This window comes from Membranihabitans marinus (assembly GCF_021729155.1).
In the GTDB taxonomy this organism is placed as follows: domain Bacteria; phylum Bacteroidota; class Bacteroidia; order Chitinophagales; family Saprospiraceae; genus Membranihabitans; species Membranihabitans marinus.
Genome location: NZ_JAJQYA010000045.1, coordinates 1 through 22,613 on the forward strand (window position 1 = coordinate 1; position 22,613 = coordinate 22,613).

The 22,613-nt window shown below is 37.4% G+C and carries 17 protein-coding genes; 3 read left to right on the plus strand and 14 right to left on the minus strand.

All coding sequences use genetic code 11. From position 1 onward, the window contains the following. Window positions 1-112: 112 nt before the first annotated feature. The 7 genes from tnpA to LVD51_RS18405 form a co-directional block, all read right to left on the minus strand. Entirely contained in the window at window positions 113-577 is a 465-nt protein-coding gene (tnpA, locus tag LVD51_RS18375; protein ID WP_236972836.1) for an IS200/IS605 family transposase, read from the minus strand. Between the two features lie 1,254 nt (window positions 578-1,831). Then, window positions 1,832-2,695, minus strand: a complete 864-nt coding sequence (locus LVD51_RS18380; protein ID WP_236972837.1) for a hypothetical protein — start codon at window positions 2,693-2,695, stop codon at window positions 1,832-1,834. 31 nt (window positions 2,696-2,726) lie between these two features. Next, entirely contained in the window at window positions 2,727-5,057 is a 2,331-nt protein-coding gene (locus tag LVD51_RS18385) for a TonB-dependent receptor plug domain-containing protein (RefSeq protein ID WP_236972838.1), read from the minus strand. A 67-nt stretch (window positions 5,058-5,124) separates the two neighbouring features. After that, window positions 5,125-5,850 carry a hypothetical protein gene (locus LVD51_RS18390; protein ID WP_236972839.1) on the minus strand — a complete coding sequence of 242 codons (726 nt, stop codon included), beginning with the start codon at window positions 5,848-5,850 and terminating at the stop codon, window positions 5,125-5,127. A 1,186-nt stretch (window positions 5,851-7,036) separates the two neighbouring features. Continuing rightward, entirely contained in the window at window positions 7,037-7,219 is a 183-nt protein-coding gene (locus tag LVD51_RS18395; protein ID WP_236972840.1) for a hypothetical protein, read from the minus strand. Window positions 7,220-7,824: 605 nt separating this feature from the next. After that, entirely contained in the window at window positions 7,825-8,859 is a 1,035-nt protein-coding gene (locus tag LVD51_RS18400) for a bestrophin family protein (protein WP_236972841.1), read from the minus strand. 306 nt (window positions 8,860-9,165) lie between these two features. Then, the gene (locus LVD51_RS18405) at window positions 9,166-9,576 is read right to left on the minus strand and encodes an SID1 transmembrane family member (RefSeq protein ID WP_236972842.1); all 411 of its coding nucleotides are present in this window, start codon (window positions 9,574-9,576) and stop codon (window positions 9,166-9,168) included. Window positions 9,577-10,318: 742 nt separating this feature from the next. On the opposite strand from LVD51_RS18405, the gene LVD51_RS18410 reads away from it, so the two are divergent. Then, window positions 10,319-11,236 carry a DUF5996 family protein gene (locus tag LVD51_RS18410; protein ID WP_236972843.1) on the plus strand — a complete coding sequence of 306 codons (918 nt, stop codon included), beginning with the start codon at window positions 10,319-10,321 and terminating at the stop codon, window positions 11,234-11,236. Window positions 11,237-11,456: 220 nt separating this feature from the next. On the opposite strand, the gene LVD51_RS18415 is transcribed toward LVD51_RS18410, so the two are convergent. From LVD51_RS18415 to LVD51_RS18440, 7 genes are all read right to left on the minus strand, one after another. Further along, window positions 11,457-12,224 carry an SDR family NAD(P)-dependent oxidoreductase gene (locus tag LVD51_RS18415; RefSeq protein ID WP_262912813.1) on the minus strand — a complete coding sequence of 256 codons (768 nt, stop codon included), beginning with the start codon at window positions 12,222-12,224 and terminating at the stop codon, window positions 11,457-11,459. A gap of 456 nt (window positions 12,225-12,680) precedes the next feature. Beyond that, window positions 12,681-12,776 carry a VOC family protein gene (locus LVD51_RS20265; RefSeq protein ID WP_394803192.1) on the minus strand — a complete coding sequence of 32 codons (96 nt, stop codon included), beginning with the start codon at window positions 12,774-12,776 and terminating at the stop codon, window positions 12,681-12,683. 29 nt (window positions 12,777-12,805) lie between these two features. After that, window positions 12,806-12,979, minus strand: coding sequence for a VOC family protein (locus LVD51_RS18420; RefSeq protein ID WP_236972844.1), 174 nt, complete (start codon window positions 12,977-12,979; stop codon window positions 12,806-12,808). Between the two features lie 38 nt (window positions 12,980-13,017). Further along, complete coding sequence (locus LVD51_RS18425) at window positions 13,018-14,211, minus strand: glycoside hydrolase family 117 protein (RefSeq protein WP_236972845.1); 1,194 nt, start codon at window positions 14,209-14,211, stop codon at window positions 13,018-13,020. Window positions 14,212-14,438: 227 nt separating this feature from the next. Continuing rightward, complete coding sequence (locus LVD51_RS18430) at window positions 14,439-15,275, minus strand: SDR family oxidoreductase (protein WP_236972846.1); 837 nt, start codon at window positions 15,273-15,275, stop codon at window positions 14,439-14,441. Between the two features lie 107 nt (window positions 15,276-15,382). Continuing rightward, window positions 15,383-16,051, minus strand: coding sequence for an NAD-dependent epimerase/dehydratase family protein (locus LVD51_RS18435; protein WP_236972847.1), 669 nt, complete (start codon window positions 16,049-16,051; stop codon window positions 15,383-15,385). Window positions 16,052-16,056: 5 nt separating this feature from the next. Further along, window positions 16,057-16,974 (minus strand): helix-turn-helix domain-containing protein, encoded by a 918-nt coding sequence (locus LVD51_RS18440; RefSeq protein WP_236972848.1) that lies wholly within the window; start codon window positions 16,972-16,974, stop codon window positions 16,057-16,059. A 534-nt stretch (window positions 16,975-17,508) separates the two neighbouring features. Between LVD51_RS18440 and LVD51_RS18445 the strand changes: the two genes are divergently transcribed. After that, complete coding sequence (locus LVD51_RS18445; RefSeq protein WP_236972849.1) at window positions 17,509-21,294, plus strand: metallophosphoesterase; 3,786 nt, start codon at window positions 17,509-17,511, stop codon at window positions 21,292-21,294. Window positions 21,295-21,336: 42 nt separating this feature from the next. Then, window positions 21,337-22,512, plus strand: coding sequence for a Pycsar system effector family protein (locus LVD51_RS18450; protein ID WP_236972850.1), 1,176 nt, complete (start codon window positions 21,337-21,339; stop codon window positions 22,510-22,512). The last annotated feature ends 101 nt before the right edge of the window (window positions 22,513-22,613 follow it).

The following is a 22,613-nucleotide window of genomic DNA, read 5'->3' on the forward strand; positions in this document are numbered from 1 at the left end:
CTAATCTTACTTCCCAAAAGAGGGAAGTAGAATAATATTATTTTTAAACAAAGACACAGTTAAATGAACTATCCCTTTTTCTGAGATTGGCAATATAGTCCTGTATTTAAATTTATTCCACCCAATTAAATAGATGACTATCATCAAATTCAATATTATTGTTTTTTAAGAAGGTAATATATTCTTCTTTAAATGAAATTCGTTTGTGATGTTCCTTTTGTTGCTCTATGTAGTTGATAACGTTATCGATTGAATAGTGACTGCAAGAGAATGCGCCATAGCCTTCTTGCCATTCAAATTTTCCTTTTACAAATCGATTTTTGTTAATCCAAGCATTTGATGATTTTTTTATTTCTCTTACGAGATCTGACAAACAGCAAGAAGGTCTAATCCTTATTAAGATATGAATGTGATCTTTTACATTGTTTATAGCGAGTAATTTTTCACCTTTTACATTTATAATACCAGTGATGTATTTTTTTAATTCCTCTTCCCAATAATTTAATATAAGATTTTGCCTGTGTTTTACGGCAAATATCAAATGAATATAGAGCTGAGTAAAAGTGCCAGACCTCATGTTATTACATTTAGAAATTATTACAAATAATTCTCTAGATTAAAAGATACTCAAAATATTACTCACGCCCATGTCATTATGAATAAAATTTAAAAAAACAAATATTTTTTTTAAAAAATAATTATCGGCTATGAACTAATTAAGGTTAGAAAGTACGACCCCCATTGGGTCGAAATTATTGACAGCTGATTTGCTATATACATGTGAACCCTTCAGGTTCAATTCAAATCTACCAATGAGGATAGTGTCCATTATTAAATGCAACTATTTTAATTTCTTAATTCAAAACGAGAGGTCTGATCATTCAATTCTAACTTCGATAGATAAGTTCTTCCAAAAAAATAAAATTCAAACTAGCAACCACTATCTGTATGGACTTTGGCTAGAAACCTGAAGGGTTCAATTCAAATTTACCAATGAGGATAGTGTCCATTATAAAATGCAATTATTTCAATTTCTTAAATCAAAACGAAAGATCTGATCCTACCTCTAGCTCGGGGAATTAGCTTCTTCCTAAAAAACAAAACTCATATTCGCAAGCAATATTTATGTGGAGTTTGCTTTAGAACCTGAAGGGTTCAATTCAAATTTACCAATGAGGATAATGTCTATTATAAAATGCAATTATTTTAATTTCTTAAATCAAAACGAAAGATCTGGTCCTACCTCTAGCTCGGAGAATTAGCTTATTCCTAAAAAACAAAACTCATACTAGAAATCTCTAAATATGGAGTTTGGACATGAAACTAAATAGTTCAAATGTTATAATATTATCTACTGAAACTTTAAAACTATGTCGTCCACTTCGACTATCATACTTCGACTGCGCTCAGCGCAGCGGCTCAATGCGCTGCGTTCGGGAATTTTTTAAAACAATATCTACTCCCCTTAAAGTCGTAAAAATTTCACTTCCCGTGATTTTTCGTCCTTCCAATACTTTGCCTTTATCATTCTGGGACAGCCAATAACATTTACCCAATAAAATAAACCTTGTGTGATATAATACCACAAGAAAACAGGATCTTAATAACTAATACGAATTACATTTTATAATGACGGAAAAGATTTCGAGAATATTTGAAGTTTGACGAGGCTAAAAACACAGGCATAGCCGTAGCTACGGCGAGTATTTTAAACGAAGTAAAACTTCTAATAAATCGAAAGATTACCGTTAATTATAAATGTAATTCGTATAATACTGTGGCATTATATACAACCCGTTAAATCCACATGTTTATTTCGCTACCTATTTCACTATTTAATCTCCACACTTAAGGTGTCTTCATTAAACAAGCCCCACAATCCCAACCCATTACTCATATTATTGTATACTGGATTTAAGGAAAGGTATTCAAACTCGCCGGTATAAAATTGCTCCTCCGCTTCAGCGATCAATCGAGTCAAGTCCTCGGACAAGTAAGTAACAAACATTTTAGATTTATTAGCGTATAAAATGCTGTCTGAAGAACCGTAATCTCTTCTATTCCGAAATACATACTCAAAATCAGTAGTCCATAAACTGTCATTTAGTGTCTGCATCTTACTGTTGAGTTGTTCTTTTAATGAATACGGCCGAATAGCAATCTCTGACTCATCCATCAATAGTGGATAAAATGACATTCCAAATACAGACTGACTCACTGGGGCCAAAGTCACTTTCGTAAAATACAAATATGGATCAGCCTCCGGTGCCGTAATATTTACTTCCAATATGATAGGCTTAGGTGGCAAAATACTTTCCTCAGAATAAAATTTCACTCCCGATTCTGAATTTATTATTTCAATCGAATAGCCTCTCCCTACCTTTAATGACAAGTCTGATGGAGCTATCACAAATCGTCCAATAGAATCTTCTTGAAAAGAGGTCATTTTCCTACCCTCTTCCAATAAATTAACCTCAAAACTAGGTAAGGGAGGATAATTCGCATCTATCCCTTTGAGCGGTCTGATGTATTGAATCAACACTCTACCACCAGAAATGGGCCCAGCGGTAGCCAATATATGCAATTCGGCTTCGAAGTCAGGATAATCAAAAGGAATGGAAGTCTTCAATTCACAAGCCGACATTATCATCCACAACACCAATACACATCCTGTAATATTTAACAATAATCTCATAAGCCATTGCTGTTTTTATGGTTTAATACACTCATATTTCGAAGCCAAAATGAAGGGATGGAATAATAGGAAACAACCCTGTAATCTTTATTTTATTTGCCTCTTCAAACCCTATATGAAATGGATTTATTCTATTGTAGGCGTTATACACACTGATTCCTATCCATTGTCGTTTTCCTTTATTCACCGTTAACCATTCTCTATCCAAACTCAGATCCAACCGATGAAATGGAGGCATACGAGCATTATTGATCTTGGTGATGACTGCATAAGTTCTAGACAACCCATCCGCCGGACTCAGCCCTACAGGCAGGGTAAAAGGCCGACCACTTTTATAGTTCCACGAAGTCGCTAACTTATATCCCTTTCCAAATTTATACACCAACAGTATATTGGCATTGTGGGTAAAATCAAAATCAGCAGCAAAAGGCCGTCCAACATTGAGACTAGAATAGGTTAACAATGATTTGGAATAGGTGTAAGCAATGGAAGCGTGAATCTTTCCAGCTGTTTTCTGAGCCAACAATTCTATGCCGTAGGTTTGATTAACCCCATTCAAGTGAAAGAAATCACGGTATTGAATTACTGCTCTATCAAGATTGCTTGCAGGCAAAAACTTACCTAACCTAGTCTGTTTTTTATAAAATATTTCTACTGAAAAATTATCGATCCAATGGTTAAAAGATCGAAACAATCCCATGGACCACTGACGCGACAGCGATGTAGGTAAATTGGCCTGATTGGCTATATAAAACTCTCTATAATAACCTTCCTCATTGAGATAGCCCATCATAGTCGTACTTTGCTGCTGTATGTTAAAGGATAGATTAACCGTCGTTTCATCATTAAGATCAAAGATGGTAGACACTTTCGGCTCCGGTAACCAAAGAGAATATTCTCGATAACTGTAATAGGGAAAACGGATACCCGCTTTTACTCTCCACCTTGAGGAGATCGAATATAGACCATCCAAAAACGTAGAATACGTACGTGCATGATCTTGTTTCACTTGTCCAGAATAAGCATCGACAGTAGAAACTATTCCATTGGTTTCAAACTGATCAGAACGATCCAAGAAAACAAGATAATCTAGATTTTCATATACCAATCCAAAATCCAATTCTACTGCATCCCATAATCTAGTTGCTCCGGTAATATTTAATTTTATGGAAGTTACCTTATTACCCGAATATCGATTAAAAATATCCACTTCATAAAGTGCATCGGGACCAATATTCCCATAAATATAATCCTTTGAATATATCTTATCCGTATAATTGTGAGCATAACTAGAATGACTGACATGAGCTTTTACAGTAGTCACATTGTTGATATACCAAGAATAATTAAGAGCTAAAATACGATTCTGTGTTAGGTGATCTTCAGTACTATTATCCCCAAATTCTCTTGTATAATTTTCAATTACATCTTTTACTTGTAGATAACTCAAAGCCAAATGTTGATTTTTAGACAATCGAGCATCTATCCGAGCATTGAGATCAAATACTTTTACATTTAAAGCATATTCCTGCCCTGTACCCTGTTTGGCTTTTCGAATTCTGGGTCCCGTTAATAAATCAATTAAAGTACGACGTGCACCAATATTGTAACTTACTTTATCCTTCCATAGCGGCCCAGTCACCTTGGCTTTGGAATAAATAAAACCTATATCTACCGTCTGTTGGTGTTCCTTATAATTGCCTTGCTCCGAGCGCACATCCAACACAGATGACAATCGACCTCCAAATTGAGAAGGCCAATAACTCTTATAAAAGTCCACAGACCCTATCATTTCTGAATTGAACATAGAAATAAACCCGCCAAAATGATTGACGTTGTACAAGGAAGCTCCATCGTATAATATTTGATTTTGATCTTGTTCACCTCCACGCACAAAAAGATGTGAATATCCTTCTCGCCCAGCAGTAACTCCAGGTAAAAAAGTAATGGTTTTTAATATATCCGCATCTCCTGTAAGGGATGGAACCGCCGTTAAAAACTCCATCGACACATCATGACGTCCCAATGCCGCCTTTCGATTGAAGGCCTCTTCGGCAAAGATAACGACTTCTTCAAAAGTCTGAATCATCAGACCTACTGAATACTGCGAGATATTCTCTATGAGAATGAATCCTGTATCTCTATACCCCACATAGCTCACTCGAATTGAATCTCCAAACTGCCCTCCAATCCGAGCCACTCCTGATTCGTCTGCAGCAACCTGTGTATTATTTGATTTATTGATCACATAAGCGTGGTATAATGGCTCGCCCGATAATAAAGATGTAACAACAACTCTATTATTCTGGGCATTAATGGCAGACAATCCGAGCAAAAAAATTAATCCAAGTAAATTTTTCATTTTGCATTAGATTAAAAAATGAGCCCTATCGGAAATCGATAAAAGGCTCATTATTCCTTCAATAAACTCAATTCAATTGGTAGTTCACACTCATGGCTGCCCCTACTCTATAGTAGCCTCGATTGTCAAAGTTTGTCAATTTAAGCCTAGTCTCAAAATCTGAAAAGACACGACCTTCGATCTGAAACCGCTGACCAATCGGGACAAAAAATCCTAAATGACCTCCCAGATTAAAATCCTCAAAATGAACAACTTCTTTGACCACACCACTTATTTTCAAACGGTTGGCTTGATCAAACTTGGTCAATGAATAATGCAAATCAACTCCCATTATCAATCCTACCGCATCAAAGACATTTAGCGTCAGAGAAATAGGTAGATTAACCGACCAATTTTTTTGTTGAAAAACATTGTTATAATCTCGAGGATATCGAAATGTCCCATCGATTTCATAAATAACTAGACCATTCTCCAGAATGTGTTGATATTTCAATCTTTCCGTCTTTAAAGCCTCATAATCCACTGGAATATTTTTAAAACCATCAAACTGCAGCAAAACTTTGGATGACCATCCCAACTTTCCTCCCTTGACAAAAGTTCCTGATACGGCTCCACCCAGCTCCATTAGAATATGCCCATTGAGCAGTTCAAATTCTTCTGTATCATCAAAATACCGTGAAAGATCACTAAATCCACCCCCTAGGGTCGCGGACAGCTTGACTTGAGCATCCAATGTCCCACTAAACGTAATACATATACCAACAATGAGGGTTAATAAAAATCCTTTTTTCATAATTATCGTTTTTAGTTAGATAATAATTCTTAGAAGTTTAATTTCTCATTCAACTATGGGGTATAAGGACTTTCGTCATCAGTTGACGGACAAAGGTAGCCTCCACAGCAAACGGAAGCCCATTTATCACCCGTCACAAGACTGGTACTCTTCACTTTCACCTTACAAAACTTAGGAACAACTGTATTTAAATAGGTTAATGAAAGATCAAATGCTAAACCAAACATCACTGAATTTTATCCATTTCTAAAATTCCCCCAACATCTTTGAAGTAAGAATCTAGATATAAAAAAATGCAATTCTTTATCAACTACGGTTAAATAACCTATTTGAATATTTTCAGGATTATGTTTCTAATTGTCAATCCCCTATTCAGACATTTCACATCGAGAAACAACCTTATTCACGGTAAAAGAAATAATAGACTATTCTTATCTATGTGCATAACTCTTTTAATTTTATGATTAAAAAAAATGTCAAAAATTTAAGAGTTCCTTTATGGGTAAAGCGGAATACACTGATTTGATTATTAAAAGTAACGATAAACACGAACAAAATAAACAATATTGTATTTTATTTACGAAATATATAACTACTTAATTTGCAATATTTCTCATTTTAAAACACATAAACAGCCAGAAAGCATTAAAATAAAAACTATTGCACTTTAATAAATTTCACATCATCCTTGCTGCAAAGATTGAATTGGTTAATCTCCCGACTATAATAGAGAGATAGACCTCCCGGTTCTTCTGAATATTAAACATCACTGGTAATTTCACATCTTTTCTCTAATCAAAATAAAGTTACTGTGCGAAAATTGATATCAAAAAATAAGCCTTTTTTATTCAAAATACATATATAATTGACGGTTATATTTCGGTTTATCGTTGTAGAGTCACGACTAAATGAAGTAGTCTGAAAGACCACCAAATACCCATTGAGGGTATTTGGTCACAATGAGACTTCATTCAGTTATATTCGGTCGTGTCTCTACGACCTTAAAATGAATTAAAAGATCACGCCTCGGCATGGTGGCAAACCCTTCCGGAGCACAGTGGATAAAACCTATCGATTTGCGTTGCCATCACGCCTTAGTGCAGCAACCTATCTATGTGCTAGCGGCCTCTGCTACTAGTACATAGATAGCCCACAAGATATTCAAATATAACAGAGTGCCCACTTATCATTTTTTTTCGGTTTTAAATACTTTCAGCTTCACAAATACAATTTCATTCCAAACAACAATAAATACACTCAACAACAAATCCTTACTATGGCTTGTCTCAATATTAAGCAATCGATTTAGACCTTTTAATACTATAAAACAAATTATAACCAGGAGCACACCACCTACTATCTTTTTCATAATTAATATTTTAATCCCAAAAAGCACCAACCGCAGAAGCACCTACAGCACTTACTGCAATACTAGTTCCGATAACAGTATTTGTTCCTGGTACAACTCCTAAAGCTATACCTCCACCCAGTCTAAAAACAGCAATTGTAGCTCCGCCAATATCATTTCTAACTAATTTTTAATACCAAGGTGTTTGTCTTGAATTTGAAACAAGCCTTTCTCTTAAAGAAACTTCACCTCCCAATTTTTTAGGAAACCAAAGTGGGTCTAAAATCCGAACAATCTCAAAAGATATCAAAACCGCTTTTTCAGCTATATCTTTTAATTTTACAGTAGCTTCTTTTAAAAGAAAAAAGATATTTCAATAACTAAAGACCTCCTATTATAGGCAAGGCGAATTACACTCCACCGCTATTCAATATAAAAATAAATTTTAATTCCATAAAGATTATTGTAATTTATTTTAAAAACTCTCTCCAATATTCTATTAAACCACAACAAATACTTAGAAATAGAAATGTTGTCTAGGCAATCTATTTACTAAAATCCATTTTATATATAGTCACGAAGTATCAGTGCACACTTATTTCAATTGTGCAGATCACTTACCCATCTTACATCAACACCCCATCCACAGATTGGATTGGAGATGGCAGATCGGTCTCCCCCAACATTTCTCTGAGGTCAATTTCTATAATCCTACACAGTGACATCATCGGAATATCTTGTGCCATTCCCGAAAATGGATTCTCTGAATAATCCCCAACCACTTCCATCATAACGTAGACCCAGCCCACAAGTACGGTAATGGGAATTGCCAGCCAAATACCATAATCCTCTATTTTCATTAACTCTGGAATCAATCCAAAAGGTAGTAAAAAGATAAATATTCCTACAAAATAGCGGCTAATATTGGCATATTGACGAGGCAAGGGAAACTTCTTAATTCGTTCATTCTTCCCCTGTAAGGTATAAAAACTGCGCAATACATCCATCATTTGCATATGGCGAAAATCATCGAGCATCCCACGAGCGCGTAACTGGCTTAAATCTCGAGATTGTTCATTGATGATTTGGGTAGCTGTATTAACATGGTTGATCAATCGATCGTGCTCTTCAGGCGGCAAAAAATGATGTAAACCATTTTGAGTTACTTCATCGGCAACCAAGCCCACACCGTACTTTTCTTGAAACTCCTTGGCATACCGAGCCTCTTTTCCACCTTGACTCACGTGTTCCCAACTGGTAGGAATTAACAGTTGACTTCGATGAGCATAAAGCCAGGCGATATGGCGATACATTAATCTCTGTTTTATCTTCTGCAATTCATTGGTATCGAATGGTGTCTGGACAAAGTCATTGCTGATATACCCATCAATCATCATACCCAATGACCGACTTTCGTTGACAATGCCACCCCATATTTTTCGAGCTTCCCACATTCTATCGTAAGACTGGTTGTTCTTAAACCCTACATAAAAGGCTACCGCAGTAGCGATAATGGAAATGGGCAACCAAGGTATGGCGACATGAATGATTTCGAAATAGTAGAGCAAAGTTATGATAGTGAAAATACCGAACAAGATTAATACATATGGCCCGGTCATTTTTAGAAAGGTAGAAAATTTTATATTCTTGGTAGTTATCATCTTGTTGGGCTTGGTGATTAATAAAGGAGTCCAAATTGACCGTAAATCATATCGATCATGAATCCCTGTCCAAACAAATATAAAAATAAAATGAAATCCCCTTCCTCTCTACCTATTTTCACCAAAATATCCCTAATCAAAATCACAGCAAAGAAATGCAACATAGCACTACTCCTTCACATCTATATAACTCTAAACTGCGATAGAGCTACTGCCCTTTGAAATTTCCAATTTGTGGATTACAAAAACGCTAATAACTTATTTAAACACAGAATCTCTAGTATTGGATTTACTTATTCGGTTCTCTCATGATTCTATTTGTCGTTTTCCTACGATTAATTCAAAAAATGCGAGCAGGCTAACAATCAATATCTCTGTTAGAATATAAATCCATCCTAGATTTGAGATTTTTTCTCTATGATAAATCAACATAATAATTGATATACAGCAATACATACCATTTAAAATCGCGATTCCTTTTAGGAAGCTTCCTACTTTTTTATCACTCACATAGTAACCGTAAAAATCATAAAGGGCGAATAGACAAGGGAATGAAGCAAGAAAATATAAAGTTGGTCTAGGTATTCCAAAAAGGTATTCGAATTTCACTAAGACTATTCCTAACAAAATAGCCGACAATAAGGCAGCAAAGCCATCTATTAGAATTAGTTTTTTGGGATTCGATATTCCCCACTCAAAAATCCGTTTAATCGTCATCCTCCTTATTGAGTTAAATTCTCATATTAGCATTTACTAACCAATACGCCGACTTTTTTATCTATCATACCCCTCCATATTACACTTGTTATTTCCCCATTGAAAATAAGAAGTTGATTTTCAACTGCCTTTATGGACAAATGTATTTTCGGGTTTATTGGGATTAACAATTTAGGATTTTATTTCTTATTTACGCGACGTCCTTTGTCATTTTAATACATCTTATATCAATTCAATACTCAGATCATATTACAATTGAATTTATACCAAATACTTTTATAATTGACAAGCTCAGTCATGCCTCGGGCCTGTGGCTAAAAACCTGACGATTTACAGTGAGATCATGCCATTCAAGCTTAAAAAAGTCCTGAAAGGACGAAATATGTCAGCGTAGGGTGAAACCCTATGAATTAATTGTCATCTTGAAAAGAAGTCCTGTAGGGACGACATAATATTAATAAGTAATATCCTGCAGATTTACGGTTCAATCACGCCGGAGCCAGTGGCTCCGGTTCCCTCGCCGAAGGTCGATTTACGACCTTCGGTGCTTCGCACTTCGCTCGGTCATCTTCTGCCATGCCATATATTGAATGACTAAACCATTATCTATGCTTTATCATATCCACCAACCCTCTCAAAACAATATTATAGAAATAATCAAATTCCAACAACTATTATCTACCAAAACCATTGAAATAAATCACAACACACTAGATTTTATCAATCCATTAAAATATAAACCATGCAACTTCCCTTCCTCCCTTACAATGATTGGACAGAAACCAGAATCACCCTCCACCTTATTCTTCAAATCATTGGCAAAGTTCGACTCGCTGCAAGTCCTAGAAAAAATCATTGGTGGGGTATAACTCAATACGTATCCTCTAAAGGATTTTCAACCCACAGCATTCCTTTATCAGACGGGCTCAACACCTTCGAAATCACCTTCAACATTCACAAGAAAGCCGTTCAATTTGACAGCAGCACTGGAGAGACCATTGAATTAAAGTTGAAAGACGGATACAGTGTTGCAGCCTTCTATAAAGACACTATGACCATCTTACATAACTGGGGTCTAAACCCTCAATTTATCCATCGCCCCTTGGATATGGGCATAGACAAAAATTTTGATCAAATAACGGAATACCATCACTACGATTGGCAGTCCATACATACCTTCTGGCAAATGATGCTGTGGAATGACGGTGTTTTCAAGACCTTCAGTGGTCGAAGCTACAGCAAAACCTGTCCCGTTCACATTTATTGGCACCACATGGATCTTACCGTGACGAGATTTTCTGGTAAACCCGCTCCGCCAATGAATCCCAATGCACGTATTTTGGAAAAAGATGCCTATTCTCACGAAGTCATTAGTTTTGGTTTTTGGGCAGGAGACGACAACATGACAGAACCAGCCTACTACTCCTATACTTATCCTTCTCCTGATGGATTGGATCAAGAGAAACTATGGCCTAGACAAAGTTTTTGGATAGAAGCCAACGGCAGCCCAATGGCCATCCTCAAATATGCTGATGTAGAGGCAAGCAGCAATCCAACTCAAATGGTGCTAGACTTTTTAGAGAGCTCCTATATCGCTGGAGCCAAATTAGCTGGATGGGATATTGAGGCTCTCACTGTGCCAGCTCTAGCAGAATTATAAAACATCATTTAAGAATCCATCAATTTGCCAACTACTGCTAGGTCAACACTGAACAGTCGAGTATTTATATCCAATGTTATAAACGCTCAACCAAGTTGTGTTACTAGAATGAACTTTAAACTAGGCCTCATCACTATATAATTTAATTTATGAATAAAGGATCTGCAAAATATTTAGCCATAATGAATGATTTCAAACTTAATATGGGGCTTCAATACTATTATCTTCCCATCCAGCCCCCATCCACAGTCATCACAGTACCGTGCATATAATCCGACGCTTGGGAAGCCAAAAATATTGTAGGGCCTTTGAAGTCCTCAGGCAAACCCCATCTCCCAGCTGGAATTCGCTCCAAAATTGACCTGCTTCGATCTGGGTTTTCTCTTAACGCCTGGGTATTGTCGGTAGAAATATAGCCTGGAGCAATGGCATTGACATTTACCCCTTTTCCAGCCCATTCATTGGCAAAAGCCTTGGTCATCTGTCCAATAGCCCCTTTACTTGCCGCATATCCAGGAACCGTTATCCCTCCCTGAAATGTCAATAAAGAAGCCGTAAAAATGATTTTACCCGAACCTCGAGCAACCATGTCTTTTCCAAATTCACGCGTCAAAATAAAAGGCGCCGTCTGATTGACAGCTATGACACGATCCCAATATTCATCCGAATGTTGAACAGCTGGATCTCTCAATATGGTACCGGCATTATTCACCAAAATATCGATGGTATTATGGTTGACTTTTACACTTTTTATAAATTCCTCCAATGCCGCTCTATTCCCAAAATCGCATTGATATGGGGTAAATTCCCGACCTAGTGATTTTACGGATTTTTCTACTTCACTGCCAGGCTCCAAAGACATGGAAACGCCAATAATATTGGCTCCGGCCTCGGCCAAAGCCTCAGCCATGGCTTTTCCGATCCCTCTTTTACATCCGGTAACCAAGGCGGTTTTATTTTCTAAGTTGAATAAATGATCTATTGACATTGAATCTTTTAATTATATTATTATATAAATCATACCGACATAATCGAATATCTGCATTTAAAATAACAATTTCTACTAATACCAAATGCTTATTAATGACATAGACATCTTCATTTCCATGTTTCAACCAATCAAATCAATTGGTCAGCTATGAAAATATCGAAATCGTTTTATAAATTTAGAATACAATATTGGAAAATATCATCACTAGTATTGTAGAGCGATATCAACTTCTCACATTTTTCTATAAGATTCCCCCATCAAATCTCATTTCCAATGCCCACTCAATACGTATTGTACGAAATACAATGGTTAAGCCTTCATTAGAATATCCATATCCAATTTTTACATCTTTAAATAGGCTGCCGTTACTCTTTCTGCCTTATCGTCATCCTTCATCCACTCACCGAGTAAGGCAGGCACAACTTGCCAAGACAGGCCGTATGTGTCCTTACACTAACCACACATACTTTCCGCCCCACCATCGGAGATTAAGTGATGCCAATAATAATCAATCTCTTCTTGATTGTGGCATTCTATGACCAAGGACATGACCTCACTATGATTAATACCAAATACCTTTATAATTGGTATAAAGCTGGACCACCATTCAGTCCCATAATGCCTCGACCTTTGAGTTCACAATGGACAAATACTGGACTTTCAAAAGTAATTTTGGAATTTGGGGAAAAACTGCCATAGAAGGACAGCGCTTCTAAAGCATTATGGTGGAACCACACTTTTATCCTTCCCAATATTGAAATAGTCTTTTATATTAGCTTCCTAGAGAAAACTACTCATTATACCTTCTATAGGAAGAGAACCTCATAATACATTGATAATCTTTGTTTTGATACCGATGGGACAAGCCCCAACGCAAAATCTCAGTAGGTTCTTTTTCCTGATCTGCCGAACGATTTAATCCAATAGCATGGGGTGGTGTTTTTATAGAAGACATTATTTCAAAGTTAATACCGTCATCCGCCCATTGTATTGTGTTTCTTTCCGGGCCATCTGTGGTAATCAATGAAGCTATTCCTCCTTTGTAAGGCCATACACAAATTTCATGACCACTATTGCTAATCGGATTATAAGGTGACTTTATATAAGGTCCCAAAATATCATCGGCGATAGCCACGCCATGTCTTATTTGGCGTCCACCAAAGGTAATTTCTTCCCCCATTTGCTCACCTTTATAATAGAGGTAAAATTGGTTTTTATAAGGGAGAATACAAGGGTCATGTACCTTGTGACTGTCAAAATCTCCCTTTTTAATTACATTAAATCGATTCTGTTTTGTTCCTGCCCAAATTCCATTATCCGCAGGACTTAATATCGGCTTTTCCACCTTATTCCATGGGCCATTCGGACTCTCAGACCAAGCCATTCCCACCTGATTTTTCACTCTTAATTCATAAGGAGATTGAACGGTCTGATAACACAGATAGAATTTATTATCAAATTTTAATATTTCAGGTGTAAAGACCGACCTATCGTCAAAACGCCCCGCAGCCCCTCGCGGCACTGCCACACCTTCTTCCTTCCACGTCCAACCATCTGGCGAAGTAGCATACCATATGTCGCATCGATCCCATGGAAAAACCTTTTCATTTACCACATCTCCATCAAACCCCTGAGTTGGACCTATACTCTTACTATACCATACATAGTATTTCCCATTTTCATAAAGTAAGGCACTGGGATCACGCCTGACAACGCCTTCTTCATAAGCCAAATCCCCTTTCAAAGGCTGAAGACCAGAAAACTCAATATACCACTCATTACTTCTATTTGGCCACTCTAATGCACGTTTACTTGCAGCGCTCAGAAATTGGGCATGGGTAATTCCCAACCGATCCTTGACTTCATCGGTGATCAATAATGAATGATCTTTTTCAATAGATTGAGTAGAGGGAATTCCCCTATCGCAGGCCCACAATAGATTGAAAATCCAATAAAAACAACATATAATAGTTATACTTCTCATGCAAATTTGTTTCTATCTTGGTTCCCAGGAATAACATGACTTATAATATGGAATATATTCAAAAACATTAGCCCGACATTGTATTTACCTTAATATACAAATAATCAGCTAAAAAATATAATTTCAATAAATACTATTTTAATTTTATTCTATATCAACACTCAAACAATCAACAAAATTAAATATGTAAACAAATGAACAAAAAGAAAATCCCCTATACTAAAATCCTAATCAATTTTCTCACTAATACCTAACTGACTCTTCATCATCCCTAAGAAAGCTTCATCAGTCATATTTGATCGAGCCGTCAATATTTCTTCTGCTTCCTGCCCTGCTCGATACCTGAGTTGATCACTACCATCGGTAGCGGCCTCAAATATTACATCGGCAATTTCATCTGGGCTACATAAACTGGATGAATCCATCTTTTTTTCAAAAAGTTCCATGATTCCATTTACAAAATCGTTGTAATCCGTCAACGAATTATCGTGATGAAAATCCAAAGACCTACTCCCAAAATTGGTAGCTACCGCTCCTGGTTCTACGATTTTTACTTTTATTCCCAGCTTCGCCCATTCATAATGAACAGATTCACTAAAACCTTCGACGGCAAACTTGGTAGAGTGATATAAAGACATAAGAGGAAAGGTGATTTTTCCACCTACGGATGAAATATTGATAAACATTCCACTCTTCATAGCTCTAAAATGTGGTAATACAGCTCGACTGACATCAAACAATCCAAAGACGTTGACGGCGTATTGACGTTGAATAGCTTCTTCGGTAATGGATTCAAAACTACCCATTAATCCATATCCCGCATTATTCAACACCACATCGATTTGACCCCATTTATCAATTCCCGCAGCTACAGCGGCTGCGATACTGGCTTGATCTTGCACATCCAACCTAGTAACCAATACCCTATCCAATGTATTTAGTTCCACTTCCTTTTCTGGCTTTCTCATAGTAGCGATAACATTCCAACCTTCTGATTGAAATTTCTTTACCGACTGTCTGCCAATGCCTGAACTTGCCCCTGTAATTAAAATTGTCTTACGCATAACCTTCATATTTTTAATTTATTAATTAATTGTAAATCAAATATATGAAGCGAAAAAACGGTAAATTAACACCCATTACAGAAAGACAAACACAAATCCATTATTCCTTAATTATTCCGCCGAGATAGGCGATTAATATCTTCCACCTCCACTATTTTAACAGCGTCTGGTTGACGACAAACAGCCAACATAGCACGACCTACATCAGAACTTCCCGTCGAACTTTTCATTTTTCGCATTAAGGGAAAAAACGGACGCAAAACAACGTAAGCCGCATTGTACCATGCCGTCTTGGACTTCACCCCTTTTTCGGGCAAAATAATCCCCGGCCTAAATGCATAGGCGTCCTTAAAGCCTCTATTCAACATATAATTTTCGGTTGCCCCTTTTACACGAGCCCACATTACATTGCCTTGCTCTGTACTATCACTGCCTCGGCCCGACACATAGGTCACTGTCATTTGAGGATTGAGTTGGAATAGGATATCCATCAAGGATTGACTGAACCCATAGGTAATTTTATGATAGGCCTCTTCACTCAGTCCTACAGCAGAAACACCCATACAGTGAAAACAAGCGTCATAGCCACTAAGATCACTGGCATATCTTTCAATTTGTCCAAAATCTTTGACCAAGACTTCCTTCAATTTATCATGAGTAAGTTCAATAGGATTTCGATTAATGACCAATACTTCTGTCACGGATTTGTCTTCCAAACACTCTATGAGCACAGCTCTTCCCACCATTCCCGTACTTCCTGTAATGATAACTTTCATTTGTATTAATTTAATAGTGAATTACTTCGATAATCTTGAGGCGTCATTCCCGTTTTAGCTTTAAATAAACGACTAAAATAATGAGGATAGTTAAATCCCAGTCGATAAGCAATAGTACTGATGGTATCAGAATTGTTTAACAGTAATGTCTTTGCTTTTTCAATAATAAATAAATTGATATGATCCTTAGCTGTCAAACCGGTTTCCTTTTTCAATAAATCGCTGAGATAATTGGGCGACAAATGGATGGCATTGGCAAAATAATCGATGGATGGAAATCCGTTTTCAGAAAACAAACCTTCTTTATAATACGATTTAAGCAGAGTTTCAAATTGACTGACGGTATCCACATTTTGAGCCTTGCGAGTATTAAATTGCCGTTCGTAAAAACGATTGCTATAATTCAACAGCAATTCCAGGGTAGAGACAATTACTCGTTGACTGTGGTTATCGATGCGTTCCTCAATTTCAGATTGAATCAGTTTGACACATTCTTTAAGTTTTTTCTCTTCAATGTCGGAAAGGTGTAATGCCTCGTATACATCGTAAGAAAAAAAGCCATAATCGTCTATGTGTTTGCCCAATTCTGCATTGCGAATGAGATCGGGATGAAAAAATATCTTCCAGCCATTTACTTGTTGAAGATTTTGTGCTTTACTGGCTGATGTAACCTGTTGAGGTGCTGTAAAGATCAATACCCCTTCGTCGAAATCGTAAGTATTGCGACCATAATCCATGCCACAACTGGCGTCCTTAAGCGCAATAGAATATAGATCCATAGATATTTTTACTCCTACCCATTCGGAGCCAATGACACAATGGTTTAAATCCAAAACACTAATTAGCGGGTGCTTGGGTTTTTCTATGCCTAACAATTCATGGACTTGGCTAATGGATGTAATTCTTTTGATTTCCCTTCCCATATTATTTTCCTTTGCGTTGAAGGATAAAGGTCTGCAATATATACATAGAAATATAACACGAAATATGGAAACATGAACACATAAACCAGATTCTTAAAATACTTTTCCTATATGATGCCCAATTCTTTTCGCTTTATAGATTTCCATTATAACTTCCTTATAAATATAGTTATTTTTGGTTAACAAATTCATTTGCCAAGAATCTCTCCAAATCAATGCGGCAGGCTCTCTATACTAGGGGCATACAATTCCCACCTTTTACATTGCCTCCTATTTCCTTTATTTTTAATAAATCTGGCAATTATTAAATGTATTTCTTATAAACACTAGTGCTAAAAGCCATTTAAATTTAGTCGCAAATACTAACAAAGCACTTACCTTATCTTAATGTTTTACTCAAGAGCCAAGGCACCTAAATATAATAATGTCCAACCCTAAGACTTTTTTGTAATTTTGTTAACTATTACCAAAAAAAACAGTTTATAATAATTTGAGTAAGTCTTTGTATAAATACTCAAATTAAAACAATCAATTATGTTAATTAAAAGGCCCCTCCCCTTCATCCTTATTACCGCCCTTATCCTTTCTGCCTTTTCATGTGCTTCTCACAAAACCCAATATCTAAAAGGTCACCATCCAGAATTAAGCTCTGACCATCTCCCTACACAACAGCCCCTACATACCATGTATCTTATAGGCGATGCGGGCAATGCCAATCCGGGCTCCAATCCACCTGTCTTACAATACCTCAAAAGCCAGTTGGACAATGAAACCCAAAACAGCTCTGTTTTCTTCTTAGGAGACAATATTTATCCCGCCGGCATGCCTCCAAAAGAAGATTCCATTAACAGAGATTTGGCCGAATACAGATTGACAGCCCAACTCAAGACCCTAGATCACTATCCCGGCAGACCGGTATTTATACCAGGCAATCACGACTATGCAGGATGGGGTCAAACTGGTTTAGAACAGCAAGAAAAATTTGTGGAATCCTATATAAATAAAAAACGCGGGGTAAAAGACAAGGACGATTGGGAAAATTATTTCTTGCCAGATGACGGTTGCTCTGGCCCAGAAGTGATAGAACTCAATGACGACATTGTGGTCATAGTAGTTAACTCCAACTGGTGGTTGGCCGATTTGTCCGAAGAACCCAAGCTCAATACTGGATGTGAAGCCAGAAATCGAGCCAGTTTCAAATTTGTCTTCGAAAACGCCGTCCGAAAATATCGAAATAAAAATTTAGTCATCGCCATGCACCATCCTCCCTATACCTATGGCCCCCATGGCGGAAAATTCACTGCAAAAGAACACCTCTTTCCACTGACGGAAATCAATCCTAATCTATTCATCCCCTTTCCCGTAATCGGCAGCTTAGCTGTTGGATTTCGCACTTTTCTCGGATCTCGTCAAGATGTGGCCAATCTTCATTACAAGGAATTGAGATCTGCTCTTTTGGCCGGCGCCAAGAAAAATGGGGAATTTATATTTATCAGTGGACATGAACACGGACTTCAATATATCGAAAACGATGATCAAAAATTTGTAGTCAGTGGCAGTGCGTCTAAAAAAAGTCCAGTCGGCCTAGGGAAAGGATCTCTATTTGCCTCCGGAGCAATGGGCTATAGTGCATTGAAATTTTATGAAAATGGTGAAACATGGATACAATTTTTCGCCGTAGATGAGTCCGGTAAAAAAGCCAAAATCATTTTCGAGAAAAAAGTGAAAGAAGGTAAAAATATTGAAGAAATTATTGAAGAATACGACTTTTCAGAATATCACCAACACCGAGACAGTATTACCAGAACCATTATCAAAAATAAGGTAGAAGCTGTCGGGGACATTCACAAGTTTATATTGGGCGAACACCATCGAGCGATATACATGGAAGAATACGACTTTCCCATTCTTGATCTCGACCAATATAGAGGTGGAGTCACTCCAGTCAAACAAGGCGGTGGTAACCAAACCAATTCCCTTCGGGTAGAAGACAGCATAGGAAAAGACTATGCCTTAAGGGAAATGACCAAAGATGTTACTCGGTTTCTACCCTACCCATTCAACAAAATGGTGGCCGCAAAATATCTTGTCGAAGACAATTTTCTATCCACCCATCCATTTGCTCCATTTGCCATTCCCAATTTGGCTGAAGCCGTAGATGTTTACCATACCAATCCCAAACTCTATTACATACCAAAACAACCAAGTTTGGGAGAATTTAACTACGGTTTTGGAGGCGATGTCAATCTTGTAGAAGAAAGGCCATCGGGCAAATATTGGAAGGATGCAGATTTTTTCGGAAATGCGGACAAAATTATCAGCACTATAGACCTGGTCAACAATCTCCTAGAACACCCAGACCATCAAGTTGATGAAGCTTGGGCATTGCGATCTCGATTATTTGATTTTATCATCGGTGATTGGGACAGACATGACGATCAATGGCGCTGGGCTAAAATCGATCAACCCAAAGGTAGAGAACTTTACCGCCCCATACCGAGAGACCGAGACCAAGCATTCTCTAAATACGACGGCCTCGTCCCTGCCATAGCCAGACAAACCATGCCATTTATGCGTCAATTACAATCCTTTGGTCCAGAAATTCAGAGCATGAAATGGACGACTTGGAGTGCCCGCCTCTTTGACAGGACATTTCTCAATGAATTGAGCTGGACGGAATGGGAAAAAGAAGTAAAACATATTCAAAAACACCTAACCGATTCCATAATTGATCATGCCTTCGATGACTGGCCGCAAAAGGTACAAGAACTCTCTGCCGCCGATCTCAAAAAAGGATTAAAAGCCAGAAGAGATCATTTAATGGATATTGCTAGGACCCATTTTGAATTCCTTTCCAAATCTGTCGACGTCATTGGCACAGAGGAAGAAGAAATGTTTGAAGTAAATCGCCTGAATGATTCTTTAACCCATGTTAGGATAACCGAAGTATCCAAAAAAGGCAAAATAAAACAAATCACTTATGATAGGATATTCGAAAATAAAGTCACTAAAGAAATCATCCTCTATGGCAATGGGGCTAGAGATCGATTTGAAATCAGTGGACAAGTAAAGAAAAGCCCAAAAATTAGATTGGTTGGAGGATTGGGTAAGGACACTTTTATCGACAATTCCAAGGTAAATGGCCTCGGTAAAAAGACCCTAGTCTATGACGACCTTCGCAAAAACATTGTCGAACTTGGCAGCGAAGCCAAAGACAAGAGAACTTCTATTTCGCGGTACAACATATACGATAGACGCGGATATGACAGCGAATACAATATGATGATGCCCATCCCCATCCTCGGCTACAATCCAGATGACAAGTTTAAGATTGGTCTCAATATGAAATATGTAACCCACCGATTTAAAAAAATACCTTTTGCCTCGGAGCAACATTTTGGTGCATCCTATGCATTTGGCTCACAAGCCTTAGCCCTTCATTACCGCGGTGATTTTCTAAGCGTATTCAAAGAATGGGATTTCTACCTAAATACTCGATATCATGGACCGACCTATTCGTTTAACTATGCTGGGCTGGGCAATGAAACCATACGATCCGTGGACAATCAACAATACTATAGAGTACGACAAGAACGATTCTATATCTATCCCGCTATTAAGAAACGATTTGCTGGTCAATCGGGATTTTTGACTCTCGGACCTACATTAGACCTATCCCAAATTGAATATACTGCAAATCGATTGATATCCAATCTTGAACCCAGCGACGATATTTTCGACACTAAACAGTTTATAGGTGGTCTTTTGGGCTTGTATTACAACAATCTCGACAATACTTTCGCCCCCCACTCTGGAATACAATTTGAATCTTCAGCACAGTGGAATACATTGATGAGTAGCGATAAAAATTTTACTGCGTTGCGAGCCAGTCTGTCCTTCTTCAAACCTCTGGACAGCAAAGAGAACCTCATTTTAGCTTCTCAAATCGGGTGGGCTCAAAACTATGGAGATGGTTATGAATTTTTTCAAATGCCCAATATTGGAGGGGACCAATTGCGTGGCTATCGAGCCGAAAGATTTTACGGTCAATCTTCCTTTTGGCAGAGCACCGACCTTCGAATCCGCTTGACTGATAATGAAAATCAAATCGTACCTTTTAGTTTCGGACTATTTGGAAGTTTTGACTACGGTCGAGTTTGGCTAAAAGAAGAATCTTCCTCGCAATGGCATCACAGTACTGGAGGTGGTTTCTGGGTAAGTCCATTGGGCAGTATCATTCTGTCCTTAGGAGGTTATTTCCCGAAGGAAGGGATTGAAGAATCACCTCGAATCGTTTTTAAAATTGGATTCGGTTTTTAATTTGTAATTTGTTTATTGTTATTGAATTTAACCACTTGAATTATGGCAAACATTATTAATAAGGCACAGCAATATGCAACCGATTTGCTGACGAATATATTAGATCATCGGTTTCTCTATCACAACCTTGTCCATACCCAAAGAGTGGTACGAGGAGTCACAGAAATCGTCAATTTTTACCAGTTAGAAGACAGTGAAAAAGAAGTCCTATTACTTACCGCTTGGCTGCACGATATTGGATATACCAAAGGCTCAGAAAATCATGAAGAAAACAGTGTGGCCCTAGCCAAGGCATTTTTCGAAAGAGAAGATTATCAACCTCAAAGAGCACAAAAAGTCTATCAATACATCATGGCGACCAAACACGGCCATGTTCCACAAAATATTGCCGAAGAAATCATCAGAGATGCCGACTGTTCTCACTTTAGCAAAAAGAGTTTTATCGAAACCTCGGAATTGCTCCGCGAAGAACTTGCTCTACTGAATATTGCCAATTATTCCAGCTCAGAATGGCAGGAGGAAAATATAAAACACCTGCGATCTGGTCATCAATATTATTCCGATTATGCTATGAAAAACTGGCATTCCGGTAAGGACAAAAATCTCAAAAGACTTTTAAAAGCCAGAGAGGAAGAAAAACAATTGGCCAAGAAGGAGGCATTAAAATCAAAATACAAGGAAGAAAGTCCAGAACGAGGCATCCAGACCCTATACAGGGTAACCATGACCAACCACTTGAAATTGAGTGATATTGCCGACACCAAAGCCAATATTTTACTCTCTGTCAATGCCATAGTCATATCTCTTGCCCTGTCTAACCTCATTCCAAAATTGGACAATTCTTCGAATACCTACCTTATTGTACCTTCCGTTATTTTTGTTTTTTTTGCAGTGGTCTCGATGATTCTCTCAGTACTGGCCACTCGCCCCAATGTAACGGCTGGAAAATTCTCTAAAGAAGATGTGGAAAATAAAAATGTCAACCTTCTCTTTTTTGGAAATTTTCATCAAATGAGTTTACAAGACTACGATTGGGCAATGAAAGAATTGATAAAAGACAAAGACTACATCTATTCTACCCTAACTAAGGACCTCTATTTTCTAGGTAAAGTCCTCGATCGAAAATACAAAATATTGTGGTGGACTTATACCATCTTTATTACCGGTATGACGATATCCGTTATCGCATTTGCCATTGCCTTTAAATATTTCCAATAAAAAAATCATCAATCATACAAACATAAAAATTTCAACACAAGTACCTACCATTTTTAATACCAAACACATTTATAATCGTCGGTCATTCAAAATATTAACCG